We start from the raw sequence: 23,228 nt of genomic DNA on the forward strand, positions 1-23,228 counted from the left end.
ACAATGGCCGCTGACAAGCCCGGCCTGTTCCTGCCATGCCGCCGAGAATGGGGACGCCGTCGACATCCACGCCTGACGGGCGTCAGCCCCCCGTCGGCGCACCGCTGAAGTCGAACTGCGGGTCCTGCTGACGTCGAGGCCCGCCGCCGAAGGTCCAGGTCAGGCCGATATAGGCGGCGCGGCCCGAGAACAGACGCTCGGTCCGGTCGCGGAAGGTCGGGGTGTCGTAGGTCGTGACGTCGCCGAAGTCGTTCAGCAGGTCCCGGACCGTCATCTGGAAGGCGACGGTCGGGGTCAGGGTGCGGCGGTAGCCCAGGTTCAACACCCCGCCGCCCTCGCGCACGCCCTGAGCCAGCAGGGTCTCGCCGTTCCACTGGCCTGACACCTGGATGAAATCCTCGGCCGTGGGTTGCCAGTTCAGGGCAAGGCGGCCGGAGACCTGGGTTGCAGAGCGGCTGGTCGCGCCGGGGATGCCGGTCGCGTCGATGTCCTGGCGGAAGACGTTGACGCTGGCGTTGTAGCGCAGGGTCGGGTGCAGGCGGCCGTTGGCCACGAACTCGACGCCAGTGTCAGTGCGCCCGCCCAGGTTCTCGGGCCGGGTCAGCAGGACCCCGCCGCCCAGGTCCGAGGCCACCTCGGTGAAGGCTTTGGTCGTGTCGCGATAATAGGCCGTCGCCTGATAGAAGGTCTGTCCCGCCCGCATTTGCCACTGCAGCTCGAAGGCGTCGGTCTCCTGCGGCTGCAGGTTCGGATTGCCGGAACGCAGGTTCAGCGGATCGAGGAACGACACGAACGGGTTCAACTGGAACGGCGCGGGCCGCTGGATTCGCTTCGAATAGCTGCCGCGCAGGGTCTGGCTTTCGGCGAGCTGATACTGCAGGTGCATCGTCGGATAGGCGCGGAAATAGTCCTGCGTCGCGCGGACGCCGGCCGAGATCTGATTGACTTCGATGTCCGCCTGTTCGAGGCGCAGGCCGAACTGGGCCGACAGCTTCTCGGTCAGCGGACGCTCGTAGGTGGCGTAGAGCGCGTGAACCGTCTGCTCGGCGTCGAAGCTGTTGGTCAGGCCCGCGACGGGCAGCAGTGTCCCCGCGGTCGAGCCGCGCAGGACGGTGTTGGCCTGGTCCGGCTGGCGGATTTCCAACTCGTAGCCGAGGCGCAGCTTGCCGGTCTCGCCCATCGGCCGGACGTAGGCGCTGGTGAAGGCCATGACGGTGAAGCCGCCCTCCTGGTCAACCCGTTCATAGCTGTTGGGGCCGGCCGGAATGGTCGGGGTCGCGGCGGTGGTGAGGAGGAGGCCGTTCTCGCCCTCATCCACCCGGAACTCGTTGGTCCACTCGTGCCCGGCGTCGTCGAAGCGGTGCAGCAGGCGCGCGGTAATGCCGGCGGCGGAGAAGGTCTGGTCCACCGTCGTGTCGCGGCGATAGGCGGAGGTGATCGCGCCCGAGGCGTTGCGGCCCTCGAAGAACTCCACGCCCGCGCCGGTGTTCTCGAAGTCGTTGAAGCGCCCCTCGACGGTCAGCGATGTCTTTTCGGTCAGCCGGTATTCGAGGCCCAGGCGGCCGTAGACGCCGTCGGAATCGAAATCGATGTCCTGGGTCTGGCGGCTGGGCAGGAACAAGCCGGAAGCCGTGTCCAGCCGCTCGCGGTCGCGAGTCACTTCTTGATGGACCGTATCGTGGCGCAAGCTGATGTCGCCGGACAGGGTGAGCGGCCCGTCGGTGCGCGACCCGCTGAAGCCCAGGTTCCAGCGGCCGTCGTCGCCCACGTTGGCGCGGATCGACCCGGTGGAGACCGCACCGGGCCGGGGCTGGTTCGGCTTGGTGATCAGGTTGATCACGCCGCCCGAACCCTCGGGACTGTAGGCGGCGGATGGGTTGGTCATCACCTCGATGCGGGCGTATCGATCCGCCTGCATCTGCAGCAGGGCCTGGGCTCGGCCTTCACCGGAGAGGACGCCCGACGGGCGGCCGTCGACCAGGATGGTGACGTTGCCGTCGCCGCGCAGGGAGACGTTGCCCTGCGGGTCCACATCCACCGACGGCACGTTCCGCAGCGCATCGGCCAGGCTGCCGGTCCGAGCCTGAAGGTCGTCGGCGAGGCTGTAGCTGGTCGAATCGATCGAGGTGCGCACGTCGGTCTGGCGTGCGGTGACGGTGACTTCCTCGACGGTCGTCGTTTCATCCTCGGTTGTCTGCGGGGGCGTCGCGGGCGCCGCTGGGCGGGGTGCGGGGGCGGTCTGGGCCAAGGCCGCGCCCGGCACGGCGAGCGCCGTCGCGGCGAGCAGAAGCAGTTTGAAAGGCGTCATGATCCGAACCCCATCGACCGATACTCGGGCGCTCACGCGCGACTTTCGTGCGTCCGGCGGCTCTCCCGATGAACCGAGCATCGGTCATCGTGGGGTGAGCCCCATGAGCGCTTCCTGAGGCCTTGCTGAAAAGCCCTCAGGCGAAGGTCGGAATTCGAGAAGAAAGCCCGTTGCGCCGTGGGTATCAGCCGTTTCGGGCAACCGACAGTTACTTCGACGTCATGACGTCGGCGTTATTTCTGTGGCGCGATTTGGACAGGCGCGACCTAGCCGTAGCGGGCGGCCAGACGCTGCGCCACCTCGCCGATCAGGTCGATCGGCAGCGAAGCCTTATGCGGAAAGATCAGGTTGCCCTTCGGCCCGCGGTACGGCGTCAGCCGCTCCAACAATTCCTGAGGTTCGTGCAGGGGCGGGTACACGCCGATGTGTTTCTTGAAGCCCGCGAAATAGAAGAAGATTCGCCTCAACCGATAGGCAGGCATCTTGTAGCCGATGCAGCGTTCGGCCGCCGGGACGCGACGTTCGATCTCCGCCTGTTTGGCTTTGAGACGGTCGCGCACCCCGGCTCCCAGGCGGCGAAACACGGCTCGTGGATCGTTTCGGTCATGCTCGGCCTCCTCGCGGCCGGCCAGCCGGCGCGACGCCAGCCAGGTATTAGATATGACACCCAGTTCCAGGTATCAAAATCATCGCAAAACGAATACGGGTTTGCGTTCCGTTAACTAACCTTGTTGGTTGTATCGGGGTGCTTTGATGAACGGGCTCGAACAACTCACGACGCGCGAACGACAGTGCCTGGTGGGTGTCGCACGGCACCGCCAGTCGAAGGAGATCGCGCGCGATCTCGGCATCTCCTCCAAGACTGTCGACAAGCACATCGAGACCGCCTGCAGGAAGCTGGGGGTCGCGTCGCGCCGCGACGCGGCGCTTCTGATGATCGGCGCCGGACTACGGAACGGACCCGTAGGGGAACCGTCCCGAGTGGCGGAAATGGCTTCGGGCGGCGCCTTCTCGTCGGCGAAAGGAGGCCCCATTGACCCTCACATCGCCGACCTGGAACTGGGACTATCTGGAGACCGTCTTCGAGGATCTGGCGCAGACGCCGGCCGAGAAGGCCGCGGTGCTGCATCTGGTTTCGGTGACCCGGGAGATGAGCCCATATCTCTCGAAGCTCGATCTGCTGCGCGAGATTATCTGCATCGGGCTCGTACTGTTGCCCGAGCACGATCGGCCGCCGAGCGTCGAACACCTGAGATCCTCGACCTCCGCCGTATCGGGCGGGACCTGTTGATGGTTCTCGTCCTGACCTGCGGCATAGCCTTCCTGCTGGCCGGCGCAGTCGGGGCGACCCTGATGATCCAGCATCTTCTGCAGGACGCCGACCGGCCCCAGCAGAGCCGCTAGCCGCCTTTCGCAAATCAAATCTGCCACAACCCCCGCCTCGCGGGAGAAAGATGACCCATGCAACGTCGTGAGTACGGCCAGAAGCTGGCCACCGCCCTGTTCGAAACTGAAGACGCCATCGACGCGGCGCTTGAAAAGGCCGCCTATCTGATCGCCGCCATGTCCTCTGTGCGCCGCGAGAAAGGCCTTTCCGCCGTGCTCGGCAATGACGCCATGACCGGCGTGACCGGCTCGGTCCGCGCCCTCGGAGAGGCCCGCGACCAGATCGTCGCCGCCCACCACGCCCTGTCCTCCGCCGCGCCACAGGTCGGCCTCGGCAACGTCGTCATGCAGGGCACGGGCGTCGGCAAGCCCGAGGAAGACCGTCCGCGTCCGACGGGTCTCAAGGTCGCGGCTTGATGCTATGCTCGCGGTGCGCCGCGTTGGCGCACCGCGAGTTTCTGCATGTTCGATGACGGCATCCTGTTCCTGGCCACGGCGGCCCAGATCGGCGGCATGATTCTGAATGTCGTCGTGTGCGGCGCGGCCATCCTTTGGGGCGCGCGTACGGAGCGGCTCGCAGCCATCTCGATCGTGATCGCCTCCGTCCTATCGATGCTGCTGCAGAACTGGTCGGACGAGACTTCGCCCCAGTGGAATGTCCTGATCATCGATGCCGCGAACCTGGCGGTCTTCCTCTACCTCCTGGTCAGAAAACACCGTGTCTGGCTGCTGTTCGCCTGTGCGTTCCAGCTTCTGGCCGTGCTCAGCCACATGGGCATGCTGATCGACCCCAGCATCATGGCGCGGGCCTACATCTCGACGCTGTATGTGATGTTCTACGGTCTCATGATCGCATTGGCCTTCGGAATCTGGGAAGGTCGTTCGCGTGAGGAGCGAGTGCGAGTTGCGTCGGCCGAAGGTAATATTATAGCGTCGCCTTATGACCTCCCCGACGCCTAACCCCATCGACATCGCTGTCGGCCAACGCATCCGAGCCGTGCGCGAACTGCGCGGACTCACCCAGACCGACCTCGCCAAGGCCGCCGGCGTGACCTTCCAGCAGGTTCAGAAATACGAGCGGGGCACCAACCGTGTCTCCGCCTCGCGCCTGATGCTGATCTCCCACGCCTTGGGCCAACCGGTCAGCGCCTTCTTCGACGCGGTCGAGCCGGGCGATCAGGACGGGCTGGACCTATTCGCGGTCAGCGGTTCGAAAGCCCTGCTCGAGGCCTATGGGCGGATCGAGACGCCGGACCAGCGTCGGATCGTGGTGGCCCTGGCCCGCTCCCTCGCGGGCGGCGAAGCCTAACCTAATCTTTTGAACTAAGAAAATATTCTCGCCGCCCCGTCCTGGTCGGGGCGGCGAGACCATGTGCGGCAAGGTCTCTGAATACCCAGGCACTCTTTCGGCGCCGCAAGGCTCGCGGCAAGCTGAGAGCGCCCCTGTCAGCCGATTGAACCCGGCAGTGAGGTCCCAGAGACCCCATTTGAACTCACCGTGACTCTGTACGCCCGCAGATCGCGCGCTCGCCGACTGGAAACTTCGATGGCCAAGCTTTACCCATCGACGACGGGTGGAAATCGCTTTGGAGACCAGTGCGTGGCAAGCGAGAAGAAGCGCGTAGGGATGGGCGGCCAGCCGGCGCAGCCGACGCGCAAGCGCAAGACCGCCCCCGCGACCGGACGCAGCAAGGCTGAGTCGCGCGCCCTGATGGTCGAGAACATCCTCGACGGCGCCGAATACCTGTTCTCGAAGAGGGGACTGGACGGCGTCACCCTGCGGGACGTGGCCGAGCGGGTCGGCATCCACGTCACCCTGCTGAACTACTATTTCAAGGACAAGGTGAACCTGTTCGAGGCCGTCTTCGCCAGGCGCGCCGGGGTGACCAGCGGCCGGCGTATGGTCGCTCTGGAACAGTACGAGGCCGAGAGCGCAGGCAAGCCGACGGTCGAGGGCGCATTGCGCGCCTTCCTCGATACCGACTTCGACCTCTACTATCAGGGCGGGGAGGGCTGGATGAACTACGCCGCCTTCTGCGCCAGGGTCAGCAACACGCCCGAGGGCGCGCTTCTGATGGACGAGCATTTCGATCCCGTGGTGCTGAAGCTGGTCGAGATCCTGAAGAAGGCGCTCCCCGATTATTCCGACGAGGAAATCTTCTGGGGCTATCACTTCGTGTCGGGATCGCTGATGAACACCCTGGCGCGGACGGGCCGGATCGACCGGCTGTCCGGCGGGGTCTGCCACTCAGACGACTATCCGGCGATCAAGAAGCGGATGGCCCGCTTCATGGCCGCCGGCTTCCTGTCGCTGAAGCGCTAGTCGTCAGGGGCAGGCAGCCGAGGGCGGCAGAACCGGCGAGTTGAGCCCGACGTTCCAGTACCAGCCCAGATTACCCGCCACGCGCTTGCGACAGACCGCGCTCTCGTGGACGGCGAAGGCGCCCGGATGCAGGTCGCGCTCCAGCACCGGAACATCCCGGAAGGCCATGAATGGACCACCGGCGGCGCCGAACGCCGACCAGGCCGGGCCGTGGTCGCTCTGCGGCCGACCGGAACGGGCGAAGCTGGTCCAGTAGTCGATCATGGCGTCCGAGATACGGGTCTCGACGGCCGTATCCGGGATAACGGGCCAGTTCGGCGGCGTCGTCCTCAGTGTGCCGAACAGATAGGGCAGTTCCGACGCATGGAAGGCGTGCAGCCCCGCCTCGTCCATGGCCGGATAGCCGTGGTCGAACATGTAGAGGTAGGACGGCTGGCCGATGGCGGCCTGTGACCGCGTAAGCCGCTCGGCCGTCCAGCCATAGAAGGCGTCGCGCGTGCTGGCCAGGATGCTCTCGTCCATCGTCGCTGCCGGATAGAGCCGCAGATACTCGTCGGCCAGATCGCCGTAGCGCTCGCGGATCGCTTGGTCGTAGGCGCCGGCGCTGGCCGGAGCGGCTGGGGCAAGAACGCGCAACGAGCGGATCTCGCCGCTGTTGAACCCGGCCAGGATCGGCACCGGAGCCTGTTCGCCGCGATTGAAGACGTCGAGCATCTCTTCGCGCAGCACGACCCCATCGATGATCCCGGCCGGGAAGAAGCCGGCCAGGGCCGCGCCGTCGGTCAGGGTCTGCGGGTCCATGTTTCGCAGCGCAGCGACGTCGGCGGCCTGCAGGGCGGACGCGATCGCCGCGCCGCGCTGTTCCGCCGAGGGCGCGCCGTGGACGCTGTCGCGCAGCGCGGACATCGACATGAAGTAGGAGCTCTGGGCGATGGCCTTGTCGAACAGGCCACGCGCGCCGGGCGCGGTGAGCAGATACAGGATGCTGAGGCCGCCGGCGGACTCGCCCGCAACGGTGACGTTGTCGGGGTCGCCGCCGAACGCCGCGATGTTTCGCTGGACCCACTCCAGGGCGGCGATCTGATCCATGACCCCGTAGTTGCCGGAGGTGCGGGTGGGAGATTCCCGGCTCAGTCCCGGGTGCGCCAGATAGCCCAGGACGCCGAGGCGGTAGTTGATCGAGACGACCACCACGCCTTCTTCCGCCAGGGTAGCGCCATCGTACATCGGCTCCTTTGACGATCCGGCGACCAGGGATCCGCCATGGATCCAGACGATGACCGGGGCCTTGCCGGCCGTATTCGGCGACCAGACGTTGAGCGATAGGCAGTTCTCACTCGTAGACCCAAGGTCCTGCGAATAGATGGTCGAAACGCGCGGGGTCGGCTGGATACAGGCGGGGCCGAAGTCGACGGCGCGCCGCACTCGTGTCCAAGGCTCCATCGGCAGAGGCGGCCGCCAGCGGTTCAATCCCACCGGGGGTTGGGCATAGGGGATGCCTCGAAAGACCGAGACGTCGCCCTCGCGGACGCCTTCGACCGGACCTGCGGCGGCTTGAACGACGGGGCCTTGCCCCGGCGCCGCAGCTTCCGGCATGGACGCGCAGGCCGCCAGAAAGGCGACAAGGCCGGCCCCGAGCAGAAACGGTCTCATGCCTGGCCTCCGACACGCGAGGTCGTTCTGCCCAGCACCCGCGCCAGCGCGAAGAACAGGGCGATGGCGACGAGGTAGACCGGGATCAGGGTATAGAGCGCGATCTGCAGCGAGTTTTCCGGATGGGCGGCGTGGAAATAATCGCTGGCGGCGCCGACGTAGGTCGGACCCACGCCCATGCCGATGAAGTTCATCACGAGCAGCAGCAGCGCCCCGGACATGACGCGTTGGTTGGGTCGCACCTCTTCCTGCACCAGCGCTACGGAGGACGACAGGTAGAAGTAGTTGAGGAAGTTCGGCCCCAGCATGAGCAGCAGCGCAAGCGGCCAGGTCGGCGCCCAGACGAAGGCGATGTAGAGCGGCAGGCACAGCGACAGGGAGATGGCCGGCAGCAGGGCGTAGGCCTTGCGCGTGACCTTGGCGTAGCGGTCGATCAGGAAGCCGGACGCGAATATCCCGCCTCCCATGCCAATGGCCACGACGAGCGCGTACCAGACGGCGACGTCGCTCAGTTGCATGCCCTTCTCGCGCATCAGGAACAGCACGGCGAAATTGCCCAGGCCATAGGTAACGATCTGGGTCACCCCGCTGCCCAGAGCCGCGAGTACAAGGACGGGGTTCGAGAAGAACATCTTCGCCGTTCCCCAGAAAGGCGGCTTCGCAGGGGCGGTCGCTGAGGTGGCGGCGCTGGAAGCGTCCAGCCCGCCCCGCCGGGGCTCCTTGACCACAAACGGCGTGATCAGGGCGACCAGAAGGCCGATCACGCCGATGGCGATGAAGGCGTCACGCCAGCTGAAGGCAGCAGCGACCGAGGCGCCGAACGCGATGCCCAGCGCCGCACCGACCGGCGGCCCCAGATTGAAGATGCCCAGAGCCATGCCGCGCCGGCCCGGCGGGAAGTAATCGGTGATGATCGCGTACGACGGCGGTACGCCTCCGGCCTCGCCAAACCCGACCGTCATGCGCGCTGCGGCCAACTGACCGAAGTTCCGCGACAGGCCGCAGGCGATCGTGGCCGCGCTCCAGATTCCGCACGCGACCGAGACGACCCACACCCGGTTGGTGCGGTCCGCCAGCCAGCCGACCGGGATGGCGATGAAGCAGTAGAAGAATGCGAAATAGAGACCGCCCAGCAGGCCGAGCTGGCTATCGCTGATATGCAGGGCGTCCTGGATCGGTTTGGCCAGGATGGAAAGGAGCTGGCGGTCGAGGAAGTTTAGCACATAGACGAACCACAGCATGCCGAGGGCGACCCAGGCGCCTTTCCGGACGGGCTGAGCGCGTGCCGCATCTTGGGCGGGGGTGTCGGTCATGGTGCTCCTCCCGGGAGACTGGCTTGTCTTCGACGTTCCCGTTTTCGGGTTATGCGCCGCCGTAGGTCGTTCTGAGTTCAGTCTTGTTGATCTTGCCCGTCGCCGCCAGAGGCATGGCCGGAATCTGGATGATGCGGTCGGGCAGCCACCAGTCGGCGATTCGACCCTTCAGGCTGGCGACGAGGTCGGCGTCGTCGACGGTCTGACCCTGGGCCGGCTCGACGATCATCACGGGACGCTCGCCCCATCTGGGATGGTTGGCGCCGATGACCGCGACGAGCGCGATCGCAGGCAGGGCGCCGACGATCTCCTCGATCTCGACGGGATTGATCCATTCGCCGCCCGACTTGATCAGATCCTTTGAGCGGCCGGCGAGATGCAGGTTGCCGTCGTCGTCGATGCTGGCCAGGTCGCCGGTATCGAACCAGCCGTCGGCGTCCAGAACGGAGTCTTCCGCTCCGTAGTACTGTCGCACCACGCTGTGGCCCTTGACCTTCAGGCGTCCGACCGTGTTGCGCTGGTCGGGCAGCGGATCGCCCGCCTCGTCGGTGAGCAGAAGATCGACACCCATCGGTGGCCGACCCGCGCCGCGTGCGGCCATCGGCTTATGCGAGGGGGCGGAGATCACGCCTTGCGGTGAGAGCTCCGTCATTCCCCAGCTCGCCTGGACGGTCGCGCCGAACCGCTCCTCCATCCGCCGGATCAGGCTCTCCGGGCAGCTGGATCCGCCGATCATGATGCGTTTCACGCTCGGGGTCTCGGCGCCGGTCGCGTCCATATGATCGAGCAGGCCGATCCAGACCGTGGGAACACCGACCGCGACCGTAACACCGTGGTCGTTGATCAGCCTCAGCAGGGTCGCGCCGTCGAGGTCGCGACCGGGAAGGACGAGCCTCGCGCCGACCGCCGGCGCCGCGAACGGCAGGCCCCAGGCGCTGGCGTGGAACATGGGCACGGCGACGAGAACGGCATCCTCGGCGGTCAGAGCCATGGCGTCGCCCTGCAGAGAACGGATGGTGTGAAGGTAGTTGGACCGATGGGTGTAGGCCACGCCCTTGGGTGCGCCGGTCGTTCCGGACGTGAAGCAGAGGCCCGCCAGCGAACGCTCGTCGAAATCGCCCCAGACCACGGGCCGCCCCCTGGTCGCCAGCAGATCCTCAAACGCAAATTCGTCAAAGGACTCGCCCATAGAAGACTGGCGATCCTGGTCATCCAGCAGGATGAGCCGCTCCAGACAGGGGCAGGCAGCCATGAGGGCTCGCCCCATATCTGCGAGGCCCAGACCGACGGCGAGGACGCGATCTTCCGCCTGAACGATCATCGCGGCCAGCTGCGCCAGCGTCAGTCTGGGGTTCAGGGTGTGACAGACAAGGCCGACGCCCATGGCTCCGTACCAGGTCTCGACATGGTGCTGGGTGTTCCAGGCGAGGGTGGCGATCCGGTCGCCAGGGACCAGCCCGAGATCGAGCAGGGCGCCGGACAGACGGTTGGCGCGCTCGCGTAGCGTCGCATAGTCGATGATGCTGTCGGCGTTGGCCGCCCCAGAGGTGACCACCCGCGCGCGGCCATGCCATTTCGCGCCGTGATCGAGGAAGCGATCGACGGTCAGGGCGTAGTCCTGCATCGGTTCGAAGGAGGGGCGGATCATGTCTTGAAAGGGCGCAAGGCGACTACAGGTCCTGGAGCGACGCAGGGGAAAAGGTCGGGGCGACGGCGAGCCGCCGCCCCGAGGTTGCTCCGGCTAGAAGGTCTTGGTCAGGACCACGCCGTATTGGCGTGGAGGACCGGCATAGCGCAGGCCCGAGTTGACGGCCGCGATATAGGTCTGGTCCGTCAGGTTCGTTGAGAAGGCGGACAGGATCCAGTCGTCCTTGGCGAAGGTGACCGTGGCGTTGACGATGTCACGCTCTTGCAGAAGGTCGCCCAAGGCCGCGTTGTTGAAGATCGAGGTGTAGGCCTCGCCGATGTGCGCATAGTCGATGCGAGGGGTCAGGCTGGCGCCGCCGCCCAGGTCGAAGGCGTACTGGACGCCGACGTTGAAGGTGAACTCCGGCGCATAGCTCTGGCGATTGCCGGAGATGTTGCGGCAGTTGGCGCTGGCGGGCCCCGTGATGGGATTGCAGACGCCCGTCCGGCCGAGGCGCGGATCGGCGCCGAAGAAGTCGCCCAGCTCCGAGCTCGAAACCGACGCCGCCACGTTGAGGGACAGCGGGCCGAAGAAGGCCTGGGCCGATCCTTCCAGGCCCATCAGGACCGTATCGCCCTGGACGTTCTGGACCCGGCTGATCTGCGGATACTGCGGGTCGCCGATGTTGACCTGGAAGTCGTTGTAGACGGTGTAGTAGGCGCCGACCTGGGTGCGGATGCGGCCGTCCGCCATCGTCGACTTCCAGCCCAATTCGTAATCGATCAGGTCTTCCGATCCGAACGTCTGCGCCGGCTGGTATAGGTTGGGAGCGTTCAGCCCGCCCGTCTTGTGGCCGGTGGCGATGAAGCCGTAAACGAAGTTGTTGTCGTCGAGCTTCCAGTTCAGCGTCAGCTTGCCGGTCAGCTTCTCATCTTCCAGTTCCTGATCCTGGAACAGGACGATCCCGAACTGGGGATAGGTCGTATAGACGTCGTCGTTGGTCACCGTGGTGTGGGCGTAGCGCGCGCCAACCTGGACCTGGAGGCGATCGGAAAGGTCGTAGCTGACCTGGCCGAAGACGGCCGCCGTCTCCTTGGGCGTGTCGCCCCAAAGGTAGATGTCGACGACGTTCTCGGGGAAGCCGATGCGATATTCGGCCGTCGGGAAGGTCTTGGCCGGGAAGGTGGCCATGTCATTCTGGTAGTAGAGGCCCAGGAGCCAGGTCAGACGCTGCTGATCCGGCGAGATCAGGTTGAACTCCTGGGAGAAGACTTCCTCGTCCAGCTGGTCGTAGAAGGTGTTGTTCCCTACCGACGTGCCGTCCAGGTCGGTCGAGAACCGCGACACGCCGTTCTGATAGCCGGTGATGGAGCGTAAGGTCACGCCGTTGTCGAAGGCATAGCTGATGTTCAGCGACGAGCGGACGAACTCGTCGTGCGCCTCGTTGGGACCGTTGGCAGTGATCTTGAACGGATCGTTGGTCGCCAGCACGGGGTCGGCCGGATAGCCGCCCAAATTGATGTTGTTGTAGTCGGTCTTGAACAGAACACGCAGTTCCGGGGTCGGCGTCCAGAGCACGCTGGCGCGGACGCTGTTGGAATCGACCTCGCCCGGATTGCCGCGATAGGGGCCGGTGATCTCGTGGAAGCTGCCGCGCGTCTCGTGATTGCCGGCGAGGCGGACGGCCAAGGTGTCCGAGAGCGGGAAGTTGATGGCACCCTGGACCTTCACCTGATCGTAGTTGCCGAGCTGGGCGGCGGCGTAGCCGTTGATGCTGTTGAAGTCGGGGTTGCGCGCGGTGATGAAGACCGCGCCGCCCGTGGCGTTGGCGCCGGCGAAAGTCCCCTGCGGGCCGCGCAGCAGCTCAAGGCTGGCGATGTCGTAGTAGGGCTCGGTCTGAAAGTAGGCGGGAAAGGCGGCGACGCCGTCGCGATAGGTGATCACGCCCACGCCGATGGCCGTGGTGGCTTCCGACTTGCCGATGCCCCGAACGTTGAAGAAGTTGCCCTGGCCGAAGTCCTGGACCGTCGTCGACGGGGCGGCGAACTGCAGTTGGTTCAGCGAGGTCACGCCGCGGTTCTGAAGATCCTGGCCACTGAGCACTGTCGCGGCGACGGCGGTGGTCTGCAGGTTCGAGGTGCGGCGCTCGGCCGTCACGACGACCTCTTCCAGCTGGGCCTCGTCCTGCGAGTCGCGGGCGGGTTGTTGGTCCTGAGCCTGGGCCATGCCGGCCCACAGCAGGGCGACGGCGGACGTGGTCAGCCAGATGCTACGTGTCACGATGTTTCCTTCCCCAAATCGTCGACGTTCTGACGACGCCGTTTGACGAAGCTCTCACCGATCAGAGCGTGCGTCAATGTTAACTCTCGCGAGAGTGAACATTATTGCTTGCGATGGCCTGGACCTCTCAGCGGCGCACGTCCGGAGCGGGGCGGCGAGACAAATGCGGCGAACCTCGATAGGCTGTTCTCAGATGCTCAAAGGCGTGAGGTAGTCGTGGCCGGCGGTGCATGCGGAGAATGATGCAGGCGACGGGCACGCAGGAGGCGACAGCCTCGCCTTGGAGGTCCGGCATTTTCCGGTCGATCTGGATCGCCAATCTCGCCTCGAATTTCGGCGGCCTGATCCAGACCGTCGGCGCCGCCTGGATGATGACCGCGCTCGGCGCTTCGTCCCAGTTGATCGCCCTCGTCCAGACCGCCACCGCCTTGCCGCTTGTTCTGCTGTCGCTTCCAGCCGGGGCGCTCGCAGACAGCCATGATCGGCGTGTGATCATGCTGGTTGCACAGATCTTCATGCTGGCGGTTTCGCTGGCTCTGGCGATCTGCGCCGCGCTGGGCGTGCTGACGCCATGGCTATTGCTGGGCTTCACCTTCCTGATCGGGTGCGGCACATCGCTGAAGAATCCGGCCTGGCAGGCCTCGGTCGGAGACATGGTGCCGCGACCGGCCCTGCCGGCGGCAGTGGCCATGAACAGCATGGGATTCAACATCGCCCGTAGTCTCGGCCCGGCCATCGGCGGCGTGATCGTGGCGGCCACGGGTGCGGCGACGGCTTTCGCGGTCAACGCCCTCAGCTACATCGGGCTGATCGCGGTGCTGGCGGGGTGGAAGCAGTCGCCATCGCCACGCCTCTTGCCGCCCGAACGTCTGGCGGTCGCGATCGAGGCCGGGCTCCGTTATGTGGCCATGTCGCCGAACCTGAAAATCGTTCTGATCCGAGCGACGGCGTTCGGCGTCGGCGCCAGCGCCGCTCCCGCGTTGATGCCGTTGATCGCGCGAGACATCGTGGACGGCGGGGCGCTGGTCTACGGCCTGCTGCTCGGCGCATTCGGCGTCGGGGCTGTCGCCGGCGCTTTCGGTCGCAACCGGCTGCGGGCCTTTCTGTCAAACGAGGTGATCGTTCAGGCCTCCGGCGTGGCGCTGGCGGTCGGGGTCGGCGTCTCGGCGATCAGTCCGTCTGTCGTCGTGACCCTGCCGGCGCTCGGCCTTGCCGGAGCGGGTTGGGTTCTGGCCCTCTCGACCTTCAATGTCTCCGTTCAACTGTCTTCGCCGCGCTGGGTCGTTGCGCGGACGCTGTCGATTTATCAGATGGCGGTCTTCGGCGGCATGGCTGGGGGCAGCGCCTTGTTCGGCTGGCTCGCCGATAGCCATGGAGCCGCCGCCGGCCTCATGATCGCAGGCGGGCTCCAGCTCGCCGCGGCAGGGCTGGGGTTCTTGCTGCCACTTCCCAACGCTGAGGCGCTGGACCTCGACCCGCTGGATCGGTTCAAGGAACCGGAGACCAGCGTGCCGATCGAACCCCGAAGCGGACCCATCGTCGTCACGGTCGAGTACCGGATCGCGGAGGATCGGACCGTCGCCTTTCTGACCGCCATGTCGGAACGCCGCCGCATCCGCCGTCGGGACGGCGCGCATGGGTGGCGTCTGATGCGCGATCTCGGAGAGCCCAACCTGTGGGTGGAGCGGTATCATGTCGCGACCTGGCTGGACTATGTGCGGCACAATACCCGACGCACCCGGGCCGACATGGCCAACATCGATCTGCTGCATCAGCTCCAGGATGAGCGCGAACCAATCCGCGTGCACCGCATGATCGAGCGTCAGCCAAGCGTGCTGCCGTGGGCGCGAGCGGCTGAAGCGCGTGAGTTCTCGGTCAACGACCCGACCGGACACGTGTAATAGCCAGCGACAGCATCCTAGGGTAAGGGCGATTGACGGATTGGTCAGGCCAAAATAACTCTAGGCGGTCGTTTTCTGTGCCGGAGCCCCATCGTGAAAACCGGTATCGCCATTCTGACGCTGATCCTGCTGTTCGCCATTCCGGCGCAAGCTCAGGACTATGCGATCTTCAGCCCTCGCATGGCTGCGGCTCTCACGTCGGCGGCCACCTCCGAAGAAGGCAGGGCGACGATCGCGAGAGCTGATGCCGCGCTCATGCGGACGCCAGGCCCGCTGCCGGTCGTGCACACCGAGGGCACGCTCCCTGGGCAGGGCGTACGTGACGAAAGCCTGATCGCGCGGCGCGACCTGCCGGCCATGCTGGATTTGGCGCTCGCCTACCGCATCACGGGCGAGCCGAGATACCTAGCCGCGGCCGACCGATTCCTGCGGGCCTGGGCGCGGACTTACCTGGTGTCCCTCAATCCCATCGACGAGACCAATTTTGACGCCATGATCCTGGCGTACGACCTGACCGAGGCGGATCTGACGCCGGAAACTCAGGCATCGGTGAACGCTTTCCTGCGCGATCTGGCCGAGGGGTATCTCGACGCCATGGACGGAGCGCCCCGTCATTTCTACACCAACTGGCAGAGTCATCGGATCAAGATCGCCTCGCTGGCTGCATTCCAACTCGGCGATCCCCGCCTGATCGAGCGAACCTTCGAGGATTATCAGAAACATGTGGCCGGCAACATCCTGGCCGACGGGACGGTGTTCGACTTCCACGAACGCGATGCCATCCATTACGTGCTCTACAACGTCGATCCGATGATGATGGCGGGCCTGGCGGCTCAGGAGCATGGCCTGGACTGGTTCGACTGGAAGAATGCGTCCGGGACCGCCGTACCCTCCGTCATCGACTGGCTTATGCCCTTTGTGCAAGGGATCAAGACCCACGAGGAGTTCGTCCATTCGCGGATCGCGTTCGACGCCCAGCGTCTGGCGGCGGGACAAACGGAGTATGCGGGGCCCTGGCGACCGGAGCGGGCCGTAAACACCTTGGCGCTCGCGACCCTTCTCGACGAACGCTACGCCCCGGCGCTGGACGATCTCCTTGCAGCCACCGATCGACGTCCGGCTCCCTGGATACGCCTGTATCGCGAAGCGAGCGTTCGCTAGCGGCGGTCGCCTAGCCAGAGATGGCAGGCCAATTTTAAAAGTGGCTTGACCAATTGGGAGAACGTCGTACGGTGCAGCTCAGCCGTCGATCGAGAACGGCGTGGGGTTGGAAACATGATCAGACAACGGACGCTCCTTCTGGGCGCGGCGAGCGCGTTCGCGCTGGGCGGCTCCATCCTCTGCGCCGGCGTCGCCGCAGCGCAGACGTCGGCCGCGACATCGTCTCAAACCGAGGCTCAGGACGACACGCTGGACGAAGTCGTCGTCACCGGGTTCCGCGGGGCCTATGCCAGCGCCCTAGCGACCAAACGCAACTCGGATCAGATCACGGATTCGATCTCATCTGATGGTCTAGGACGGTTCCCCGACCTGAACGTCGGCGAGGCGATCCAGCGGCTGCCGGGGGTGCAGATCAACCGCGAAGCCGACAGCCGCAACGCCACGATCAGCCTGCGCGGCCTGCCGGGTTCCTTTGCGCGCACGACACTGAACGGCTCCGGGTTCGCCGATCCGATCCTGTCGACCTCGACCAACATGGGATCGACGCCGCTGGGCGCGTTCAACTCCGACATTTTCTCCGGGATCACCATCATCAAGTCGCCCGACGCCTCGAACGTCGCCGGCGGCCTGTCCGGCATTATCGACCTCAGGATCGCGCCGGCCCTGTCACGTCGCGACGGCGGTTTCGTAAAAGCGGCGTACGAATACAACGACCTGGGAAGCCAGGGGTCGCCGTCCTACACGGTGGCTTACAACACCCATCTCAGCGAAGACTTCGCGGTCTTCGGGACCTTGGCCTTCAAGGAAGAAAACTTCCGCCGCGACTCGATCACGGTCAACAGCTGGGCCAATCGCCTCGGCTCGATCCAGGTGGGCAACCAGGCCGCGCCGGGCGCTAACCCGATCTATGACGCCCTGATCGCGGCCAACCCGGGCGGGGTCTACTACCCCAGCCAGATGCGCCAATTCGTGCGCCAGAACCGAGGCGACGTCTTCACCGGCGCCGGCGGGTTCGAATGGCAAGCGACCGACCAGGTGCGCTTCGGCCTGACCAGCTTCTACACCAAGCGCCAGCTGGACGAGGGCACGAACCACCTTCTCTACATCGAGAACGGCGCGGGCCAGAACACCAACACCGCTCTGAACGCGACCTCGGCCGTCACTCACTTCACCAGCTTGGGCACGCCCTATGTCGCAGCCGACGGGCGGGCCTACATCAACACCTTCACCTCCGAGAACGCCCAGACCTTCGACTCCATCCGCTCCGAACCGGTGACCCAGCGGGTCTGGGCCGTCAATCCGACGGTGACCTTCGAGAACGACGACTGGCAGGCCACGCTGGAGGGCACGATTTCGCGCGCCGAGGCGCGATCGGACCAGATCGAACTCGACATCGTCCAGAACGCCTATCGCAATCTGGGGCCGGCAGGTCTGAACGGCATCACGTCGTCGGTCTTTACGGGCGGGAACGACCTGTCCCGGTTCCGGATCCTGCTGAACACGCCGAACGCGACCCATATCCCTGTCAGCGGCTACACCATACCCGTGGCGGCCAACTCGGTGACCCAGGTCAGCGCGGTCATGCCGGGACAACTCGCGACGGTGGCGGGCGACCGTTTTGGTGTCACGGGTACGAATGGCCGAGCCCTGACGGAACTTGACGCCGTTCAGTTCGACCTGACGCGGACGCTGAACGGGCCGATCCTGACGTCGCTGACGGGCGGGCTTCGCTTCGAATCCGCGTCCTTCGCCTCCACGGGTTCGCGCAACAGCGCCATGGGCATCAATCTGGCAGGGCTGACCCAGTCGATCTCCGAGGTGAATCCCTACGCCGGCGATTTCTTCGGGGGCGAGGCGGGGGGCTACACCTCCAACTGGCGCAATGTGAACGTACGCCAGGTCCTGGCCGCCATCACGCCGGTGAACACCGCCCTGCGGACCGCCGCCAACCCGAACGGTCTGACCAACCAGTTCCTCCTGGACCCGTCGACCGGGGTGTTCCTGACCACCTATGGTCTGGTGAACAACTATTGGGATCCGAACTACTGGAACAATAACTTCACAAATTCCAACGACACCTTCTCCGCCTACGGCATGGCGAAGTTCGACACCGAGGTGTTCGGCTTCCGGGCGCAGGGCAACGTCGGGCTGCGCTACGAGAAGTTGGACACCTCAATCGTCGCTCTGGACTGCCAGGGGTGCTCGTCGGTGCGCGCGACCGCGGCCGGCGCGGTGAACCACTTCGTCACCGAGCGCACCTACGGCAGCGACAACGATTACTGGCTGCCGTCGGCGATGGCCAAGATCGACCTGACGGACGATCTGGTCCTGCGCGCCGCCTACTACAGGACCTATGTCCGGCCCCAGCCGCGCGACAACGTGCCGATCACCTCGGTGCTGACGCCGGACCCGGCGGTCGTGAACTCGCCCTATACGATCACTATCGGTGCGACCAACCTGTCGCCCTATACCTCCGACGCCTACGACCTTGCGCTGGAATGGTACAACCGGCCGGGCGGGGTGTTCGCCGTGTCCCTGTATCAGAAGGATGTGGAGGGCTATATCGGGCCGATCGTCGATCCGACCCGGCTGTGCCCGTCGAACGGCCTGATCAACGGCGTCGATTTCGGCCTGGGCCCGCTGACGATTTCCGGCACCAACTGCCTGACCGCCGCCGGCGTGCAGGTGCAGGCCAGCGGCAGCACCAACCAGGACCCGATCACGGTGCGTGGCGCCGAACTGGCGGTGCAGCAGAACCTCGACTTCCTGCCAGGCTGGCTGTCGCACTTCGGCGGCGCGGCCAACTTCACCTACATCGATATCGAGGGCACGACGGGCGCCGGCGTCCCGATCACCCTGCCCAGCGTGTCGCGCAAGAACGTCAACCTGATCGGCTACTATGAGACCGACGACTTCGGCATCCGCCTGACCTGGAACTGGCGTGGAGACTACGATCTGGCCGCCGGCAACAGCTTCGTCGGCGACGCCCGCACGGTGAAGTCGCGGTCCCAGCTCGATGCGTCGGCGTCCTACAACGTCAACGACCGGATCACAATTTCGGCGGACGCCTTCAACCTGACGGATGCGACGCGGTCGGAATACCAGTCCGACCCGATGCTGCCGCGCCGGATCGACTATGACGGACGAACCTACCAGCTGACGCTTCGCGCCACATTCTGACGACGATACTCCCCGAAACTGGGCATGGAGGGCGGCCTTGGTCGTCCTCCATCTTTTTCCTCCCGGACTAGCTGATGAATTTCCACGACCGAACGACCGATCTAAAGGCCGGCCTCACAGGGCATTCGCCCAGTTTGGAGCCTATCGCGAAGGTCCAGGTCATCATCACCTGCCCGGGGCGCAATTTCGTCACTCTGAAGATCACCACTGAAAGCGGCGTCACGGGTCTGGGAGACGCGACGCTGAACGGGCGAGAACAGGCGGTCGTCGCCTATCTTGAAGAGCATATCGCGCCCTTGCTGATCGGCCGCGACGCGCACCGGATCGAGGACAGTTGGAACACGCTCCACAGGGGCGCTTACTGGCGCGGCGGCCCGGTGGACATGACGGCGCTGGCAGCGGTCGATGTGGCCCTTTGGGACATCAAGGCCAAGCTGGCGGGCCTGCCCCTGTATCAGCTTCTCGGCGGTGCGAGCCGGAGCGGGGTGACCGTCTATGGCCACGCCAATGGCGAGACGATCGAGGACACCATCGCCGAGGCCCGGAAATACGTCGCCATGGGCTACAAGGCTGTGCGCCTCCAGTCCGGCGTGCCCGGGCTCGGCAGCACTTACGGGGTGTCCAAGGACAAGATGTTCTACGAGCCGGCGGACGGGACCCTGCCGACCGAAAACCTCTGGTCGACCTCGCGCTACATGAAGAGCGTGCCGGACCTGTTCGCCGCGGCCCGAGACGCCTTGGGCTGGGACGTCGAGCTGTTGCACGACGTGCATCATCGGCTGACGCCGATCCAGGCCGGGCGGCTGGGTAATGACTTGGAGCCATACCGCCTGTTCTGGCTGGAGGACGCGGTGCCGGCCGACAATCAAGCCGCCTTCCGCACCATCCGTGCGCACACGACCACGCCGCTGGCGGTGGGCGAAATCTTCTCCTCGATCTGGTCGTGCAAGACCCTGATCGAGGAAGGGCTGATCGATTATATCCGGGCCACCGTGGTCCACGCGGGCGGGATCAGCCATCTGCGCAAGATCGCGACCCTTGCCGAGATCCATCACGTGAAGACCGGGTGTCACGGGGCGACCGACCTGTCGCCGGTGACGATGGCGGCGGCGCTCCATTTCGGCCTGTCGGTGTCGAACTTCGGGCTGCAGGAATACATGCGTCATACGGCCGAGACGGACGCCGTGTTCCCGCACGCCTACACCTTCTCCGAGGGGATGATGCACCCCGGCGATGCGCCGGGTCTGGGGGTGGAGCTCGACGAAACGCTTGCCGCGACCTTCCCCTACAAGCGCGCCTATCTGCCGGTGAACCGGCTCGAGGACGGTACGGCCTTCTACTGGTGAGGCCTCGTCGACTTCAGAGATAGGTGCGCAGGAACTCGGTCAGGGCGACGATGGCCAGGGCCTGGCCGTAGGGCATCGATGTCACCGGGATGTCCTTGTAGAACTGCATGTCCCGACCCATCGCGGTGCCGAAGCTGACCTGTTGCAGCTCACCGGACGGGGCGATGTTGTCAAGCACGGCCTGCACCGCCTTCAGGCCGACGGCCTCGTACTGGCGCGGCAAATAGCCTTTTCGCACGGACTTCAGGATGCCGTAGGCGAAGCCCGCGGTCGCCGAGGCCTCCAGATAGCTGGACGGATCGACCAGCAGGGTATGCCAAAGGCCGCTGTCGTCCTGATGCTTGGCGAGGGTCGCGACCTGCTGTTCAAGGGCGTCGATCAGGAAGGTGCGGAGGGCGTCGCCGGGCTGGAGGTCCAGCATCTCGATGAACTCAGGGATGGCGATGGTGACCCAACAATTCCCGCGCGCCCAAAGGGCCCCGGCGAAGTGGTGGCGGCCGTCGAAGGTCCAGCCGTGGTACCACAGGCCGGTCTGGCGATCGGTCAGGTATTTGATGTGCAGCAGATACTGGCGCTTGGCCTCCTCGACATAGTCGGGGCGGTCGAGCAGCAGGCCGATTTTGGCCAGCGGCAGGACCGACATCATCAGGGTGTCGTCCCACAGCTGCTGGTAGTTCACCGTGTCGTAGGTGATGTGCTGGAAGCCGCCTTCCTCCGTCTTCGGCAGGCCGTCGTCGGCCATCAGATATTCGGCCCAGGCTTCCAGATACGGCCGGTAGGAGGGCTCCCCCGTGTCCTCGTAGAGGTAGGCGAGGGCCAGCATCGGCGACATGGTGTTGATGTTCTTGGTCGGGGTGCCGATGGCGAACCGGTCCTCGAACCACTGGGTCATGACCCGGAACGCCTCGGCGTCGCCCGTCTGTTCATAGAGCCGCCAAAGGCCGAACAGGCCCACGCCATGGGTCCATTCCCAGTCGTTCCAGCCCTTGGTGTCGATGACGCGGCCGTCTTCCAGCGTCATCAGGAACTCGCCGGTCTCGTCCTTGATGTTGATTAGGTTGTCGATCAGCCGGGCGATGGCGTCGGTGACCTGGGCGCGAGGGACCTGATGGGTGAGGGCGGCCATGGGTTACTCCTGAACAGGTCGGGCGGTCAGCGGCGGGCGACGGGGTTGGCGCCCCACAGGCGATCGTACTTCCAGCCCGACAAATCCTCGACGATCTGCTGGTGGTTCGGATCGGACGGGGTGCGTTCGCCGGAGCGGAAGTGCTCGATCTCCTCCAGCAGGATCGCATGGGTTTCGGGGTTCAGCTTGAATCGGGTCGAGACCAAGACGCCGAAGACGAGGACCGTCAGGGTGCCGAGGCCGAGGACCGCGACGATGGCGGTGATGGCCTGGGGGCTCTGGATGTCGGCGCCGGAGACGAATCCGGCGGCCTGCATCACCTGACCGACCAGCATAACGGCGCCGGCCTGGCTCATCTTGCGGACGAAGGTCATGACCCCGGCGAAGGCGCCTTCGCGACGGCGGCCGGTGACGATCTCATCCACGTCGGCCATGTAGTTGTAAGTCGCCCAGGGCACATAGTAGAGGGCGCCGCGACCGAGGCCGGCGACCACGACCGGCAGCCAGAGCAGTACCGAGGCGGCGTTGTAGCCGGCGAAATACATGCCGATGAAGATCACCACCCCGACGCCGAAGCAGAGGGCCGCGAACCGGTAGGCGGCTGCCGGCGACAGGCGGATGGCGAAGTTTATGGCCAGCACGACCGAGACCAACTGCACCAGTGAGGTCACGCCGACGAGGCCCGCAACGATGGCCGCCGATCCGCTGAGGGCGAAGACGACGAAATAGGTGAAGGCGGCGTTGTAGATGTCCTGGCTGATATAACCGCCCAGATACATGCCCAGGTGCAGGCGGAAGGCCCGGATGCGCAGGGTCGAGAACAGGTTGCGGTAGAGGGCGCCCATGTGGGTCAGGAGGCTGGGACGGGCGCGCAGCTCGGCTTCTTCCAGCTCGGGCGGGCGCTGCCGCTCCCAGCTGAAGGCGTAGAGCAGGCCGGCGACCAGCATGAACAGGCCCGCGAAGACGATGCCCATGTAGAGGTAGGTGTTGGGATCGTCGGGACCCAGCTGGGTGATCAGCCAGCCCGGCAGGAAGGCCGCGCCGGCGGAGGCCAGCTGGCCGCACAGGATGCGCGCGCCGGCCATCTGGGCCTTGGTCTTGTAGTCGGTGGCCATCTCCGAGGCGAGGGTCTCGTACGGGATGATCTCCATCGCATAGACCATCTCGAACAGGACGTAGGTGATCAGGTAGTACCAGAAGGTCTGGCCCGGCACCCACATGAAGGCGAAGCTGGGCAGCAGCGGGATCGCCGCCAGGATGAAGAAGCGCCGCCGCCCAAAGGTTCGGGCCAGCCACCCCCGGCCGAGGTTGTCGGAGATGTGGCCGATCACGGGGCTGACCACCGCGTCGATGATGCGCGCCACGCCGAAGATCATCGTCGCTTGCGCGACCGAGAGGCCGCAGAAGGTGGTGTAAAAGAACAGGATCCAGGTGCCAATGACGGTCATGGACCCGCCGCCCAGGACGTCGTTCAGCCCGTAGGCAGCCATATTGTACCAGCGCACCGGACGGGTCGGGTGCGTCGGCATCGCGGGCGTTGCGGCGATGGGGTCGGTCACGGGCGGTCCTCCTGCTGCCCCGGTCGATGCCGGGGAAGTCGTTCTTCGGCTGCGCGGCGATGGGG

At 65.5% G+C, this 23,228-nt stretch carries 17 protein-coding genes; 9 read left to right on the top strand and 8 right to left on the bottom strand.

Features of this window, described 5'->3' with window-relative positions; translation table 11 throughout:
• Positions 1 to 82: 82 nt before the first annotated feature.
• Together O5O43_RS03890 and O5O43_RS03895 are read right to left on the bottom strand one after the other, a co-directional pair.
• Positions 83 to 2,308 carry a TonB-dependent receptor gene (locus tag O5O43_RS03890; RefSeq protein ID WP_271085610.1) on the bottom strand — a complete coding sequence of 742 codons (2,226 nt, stop codon included), beginning with the start codon at positions 2,306 to 2,308 and terminating at the stop codon, positions 83 to 85.
• 266 nt (positions 2,309 to 2,574) lie between these two features.
• Positions 2,575 to 2,868 carry a DUF1801 domain-containing protein gene (locus O5O43_RS03895; protein ID WP_271085611.1) on the bottom strand — a complete coding sequence of 98 codons (294 nt, stop codon included), beginning with the start codon at positions 2,866 to 2,868 and terminating at the stop codon, positions 2,575 to 2,577.
• A 473-nt stretch (positions 2,869 to 3,341) separates the two neighbouring features.
• Between O5O43_RS03895 and O5O43_RS03900 the strand changes: the two genes are divergently transcribed.
• From O5O43_RS03900 to O5O43_RS03920, 5 genes are all read left to right on the top strand, one after another.
• Complete coding sequence (locus O5O43_RS03900) at positions 3,342 to 3,599, top strand: hypothetical protein (RefSeq protein WP_271085612.1); 258 nt, start codon at positions 3,342 to 3,344, stop codon at positions 3,597 to 3,599.
• A gap of 170 nt (positions 3,600 to 3,769) precedes the next feature.
• A complete protein-coding gene (locus tag O5O43_RS03905; protein WP_271085613.1) occupies positions 3,770 to 4,111 on the top strand; it encodes a hypothetical protein in 342 nt (113 codons plus the stop codon).
• 45 nt (positions 4,112 to 4,156) lie between these two features.
• Positions 4,157 to 4,654, top strand: a complete 498-nt coding sequence (locus O5O43_RS03910; protein ID WP_271085614.1) for a hypothetical protein — start codon at positions 4,157 to 4,159, stop codon at positions 4,652 to 4,654.
• Entirely contained in the window at positions 4,635 to 5,003 is a 369-nt protein-coding gene (locus O5O43_RS03915) for a helix-turn-helix transcriptional regulator (RefSeq protein WP_271085615.1), read from the top strand. The genes O5O43_RS03910 and O5O43_RS03915 overlap by 20 nt, the downstream gene beginning before the upstream one ends.
• Positions 5,004 to 5,405: 402 nt before the next feature.
• Positions 5,406 to 6,017 (top strand): TetR/AcrR family transcriptional regulator, encoded by a 612-nt coding sequence (locus O5O43_RS03920; RefSeq protein WP_271086377.1) that lies wholly within the window; start codon positions 5,406 to 5,408, stop codon positions 6,015 to 6,017.
• A gap of 3 nt (positions 6,018 to 6,020) precedes the next feature.
• Here O5O43_RS03920 and O5O43_RS03925 read toward each other — a convergent pair whose 3' ends face one another.
• From O5O43_RS03925 to O5O43_RS03940, 4 genes are all read right to left on the bottom strand, one after another.
• The gene (locus tag O5O43_RS03925) at positions 6,021 to 7,670 is read right to left on the bottom strand and encodes a carboxylesterase family protein (protein ID WP_271085616.1); all 1,650 of its coding nucleotides are present in this window, start codon (positions 7,668 to 7,670) and stop codon (positions 6,021 to 6,023) included.
• Positions 7,667 to 8,983, bottom strand: coding sequence for an MFS transporter (locus O5O43_RS03930; RefSeq protein WP_271085617.1), 1,317 nt, complete (start codon positions 8,981 to 8,983; stop codon positions 7,667 to 7,669). The genes O5O43_RS03925 and O5O43_RS03930 overlap by 4 nt, the downstream gene beginning before the upstream one ends.
• Positions 8,984 to 9,032: 49 nt before the next feature.
• Positions 9,033 to 10,631: an AMP-binding protein gene (locus O5O43_RS03935; protein ID WP_271085618.1), complete on the bottom strand. Its 1,599-nt coding sequence runs from the start codon at positions 10,629 to 10,631 to the stop codon at positions 9,033 to 9,035.
• A 93-nt stretch (positions 10,632 to 10,724) separates the two neighbouring features.
• Entirely contained in the window at positions 10,725 to 12,890 is a 2,166-nt protein-coding gene (locus tag O5O43_RS03940; RefSeq protein WP_271085619.1) for a TonB-dependent receptor, read from the bottom strand.
• A 239-nt stretch (positions 12,891 to 13,129) separates the two neighbouring features.
• Here O5O43_RS03940 and O5O43_RS03945 point away from each other — a divergent pair, with 239 nt between their 5' ends.
• From O5O43_RS03945 to manD, 4 genes are all read left to right on the top strand, one after another.
• Positions 13,130 to 14,791, top strand: coding sequence for an MFS transporter (locus O5O43_RS03945; protein WP_271085620.1), 1,662 nt, complete (start codon positions 13,130 to 13,132; stop codon positions 14,789 to 14,791).
• 93 nt (positions 14,792 to 14,884) lie between these two features.
• Positions 14,885 to 15,952: an alginate lyase family protein gene (locus tag O5O43_RS03950; protein WP_271085621.1), complete on the top strand. Its 1,068-nt coding sequence runs from the start codon at positions 14,885 to 14,887 to the stop codon at positions 15,950 to 15,952.
• Between the two features lie 114 nt (positions 15,953 to 16,066).
• Positions 16,067 to 19,132: a TonB-dependent receptor gene (locus tag O5O43_RS03955; RefSeq protein ID WP_271085622.1), complete on the top strand. Its 3,066-nt coding sequence runs from the start codon at positions 16,067 to 16,069 to the stop codon at positions 19,130 to 19,132.
• A gap of 74 nt (positions 19,133 to 19,206) precedes the next feature.
• Complete coding sequence (manD, locus tag O5O43_RS03960) at positions 19,207 to 20,478, top strand: D-mannonate dehydratase ManD (protein WP_271085623.1); 1,272 nt, start codon at positions 19,207 to 19,209, stop codon at positions 20,476 to 20,478.
• A 13-nt stretch (positions 20,479 to 20,491) separates the two neighbouring features.
• On the opposite strand, the gene O5O43_RS03965 is transcribed toward manD, so the two are convergent.
• Both O5O43_RS03965 and O5O43_RS03970 read right to left on the bottom strand, forming a co-directional pair.
• Positions 20,492 to 21,604, bottom strand: a complete 1,113-nt coding sequence (locus O5O43_RS03965; RefSeq protein ID WP_271085624.1) for a glycoside hydrolase family 88 protein — start codon at positions 21,602 to 21,604, stop codon at positions 20,492 to 20,494.
• A gap of 26 nt (positions 21,605 to 21,630) precedes the next feature.
• Positions 21,631 to 23,163 carry an MFS transporter gene (locus O5O43_RS03970; RefSeq protein ID WP_271085625.1) on the bottom strand — a complete coding sequence of 511 codons (1,533 nt, stop codon included), beginning with the start codon at positions 23,161 to 23,163 and terminating at the stop codon, positions 21,631 to 21,633.
• Between the last annotated feature and the right edge of the window lie 65 nt (positions 23,164 to 23,228).

This window comes from Brevundimonas sp. NIBR11, assembly GCF_027912535.1.
Lineage (GTDB): Bacteria > Pseudomonadota > Alphaproteobacteria > Caulobacterales > Caulobacteraceae > Brevundimonas.

Bases quoted from the DNA above. Each gene is read 5' to 3' on its own strand.
- O5O43_RS03945 (WP_271085620.1), top strand. From the start codon at position 13,130: ATGATGCAGGCGACGGGCACGCAGGAGGCGACAGCCTCGCCTTGGAGG.
- O5O43_RS03930 (WP_271085617.1), bottom strand. From the start codon at position 8,983: ATGACCGACACCCCCGCCCAAGATGCGGCACGCGCTCAGCCCGTCCGG.
- O5O43_RS03925 (WP_271085616.1), bottom strand. From the start codon at position 7,670: ATGAGACCGTTTCTGCTCGGGGCCGGCCTTGTCGCCTTTCTGGCGGCC.
- O5O43_RS03890 (WP_271085610.1), bottom strand. From the start codon at position 2,308: ATGACGCCTTTCAAACTGCTTCTGCTCGCCGCGACGGCGCTCGCCGTG.
- O5O43_RS03955 (WP_271085622.1), top strand. From the start codon at position 16,067: ATGATCAGACAACGGACGCTCCTTCTGGGCGCGGCGAGCGCGTTCGCG.
- O5O43_RS03965 (WP_271085624.1), bottom strand. From the start codon at position 21,604: ATGGCCGCCCTCACCCATCAGGTCCCTCGCGCCCAGGTCACCGACGCC.
- manD (WP_271085623.1), top strand. From the start codon at position 19,207: ATGAATTTCCACGACCGAACGACCGATCTAAAGGCCGGCCTCACAGGG.
- O5O43_RS03935 (WP_271085618.1), bottom strand. From the start codon at position 10,631: ATGATCCGCCCCTCCTTCGAACCGATGCAGGACTACGCCCTGACCGTC.
- O5O43_RS03905 (WP_271085613.1), top strand. From the start codon at position 3,770: ATGCAACGTCGTGAGTACGGCCAGAAGCTGGCCACCGCCCTGTTCGAA.
- O5O43_RS03910 (WP_271085614.1), top strand. From the start codon at position 4,157: ATGTTCGATGACGGCATCCTGTTCCTGGCCACGGCGGCCCAGATCGGC.
- O5O43_RS03920 (WP_271086377.1), top strand. From the start codon at position 5,406: ATGGTCGAGAACATCCTCGACGGCGCCGAATACCTGTTCTCGAAGAGG.
- O5O43_RS03915 (WP_271085615.1), top strand. From the start codon at position 4,635: ATGACCTCCCCGACGCCTAACCCCATCGACATCGCTGTCGGCCAACGC.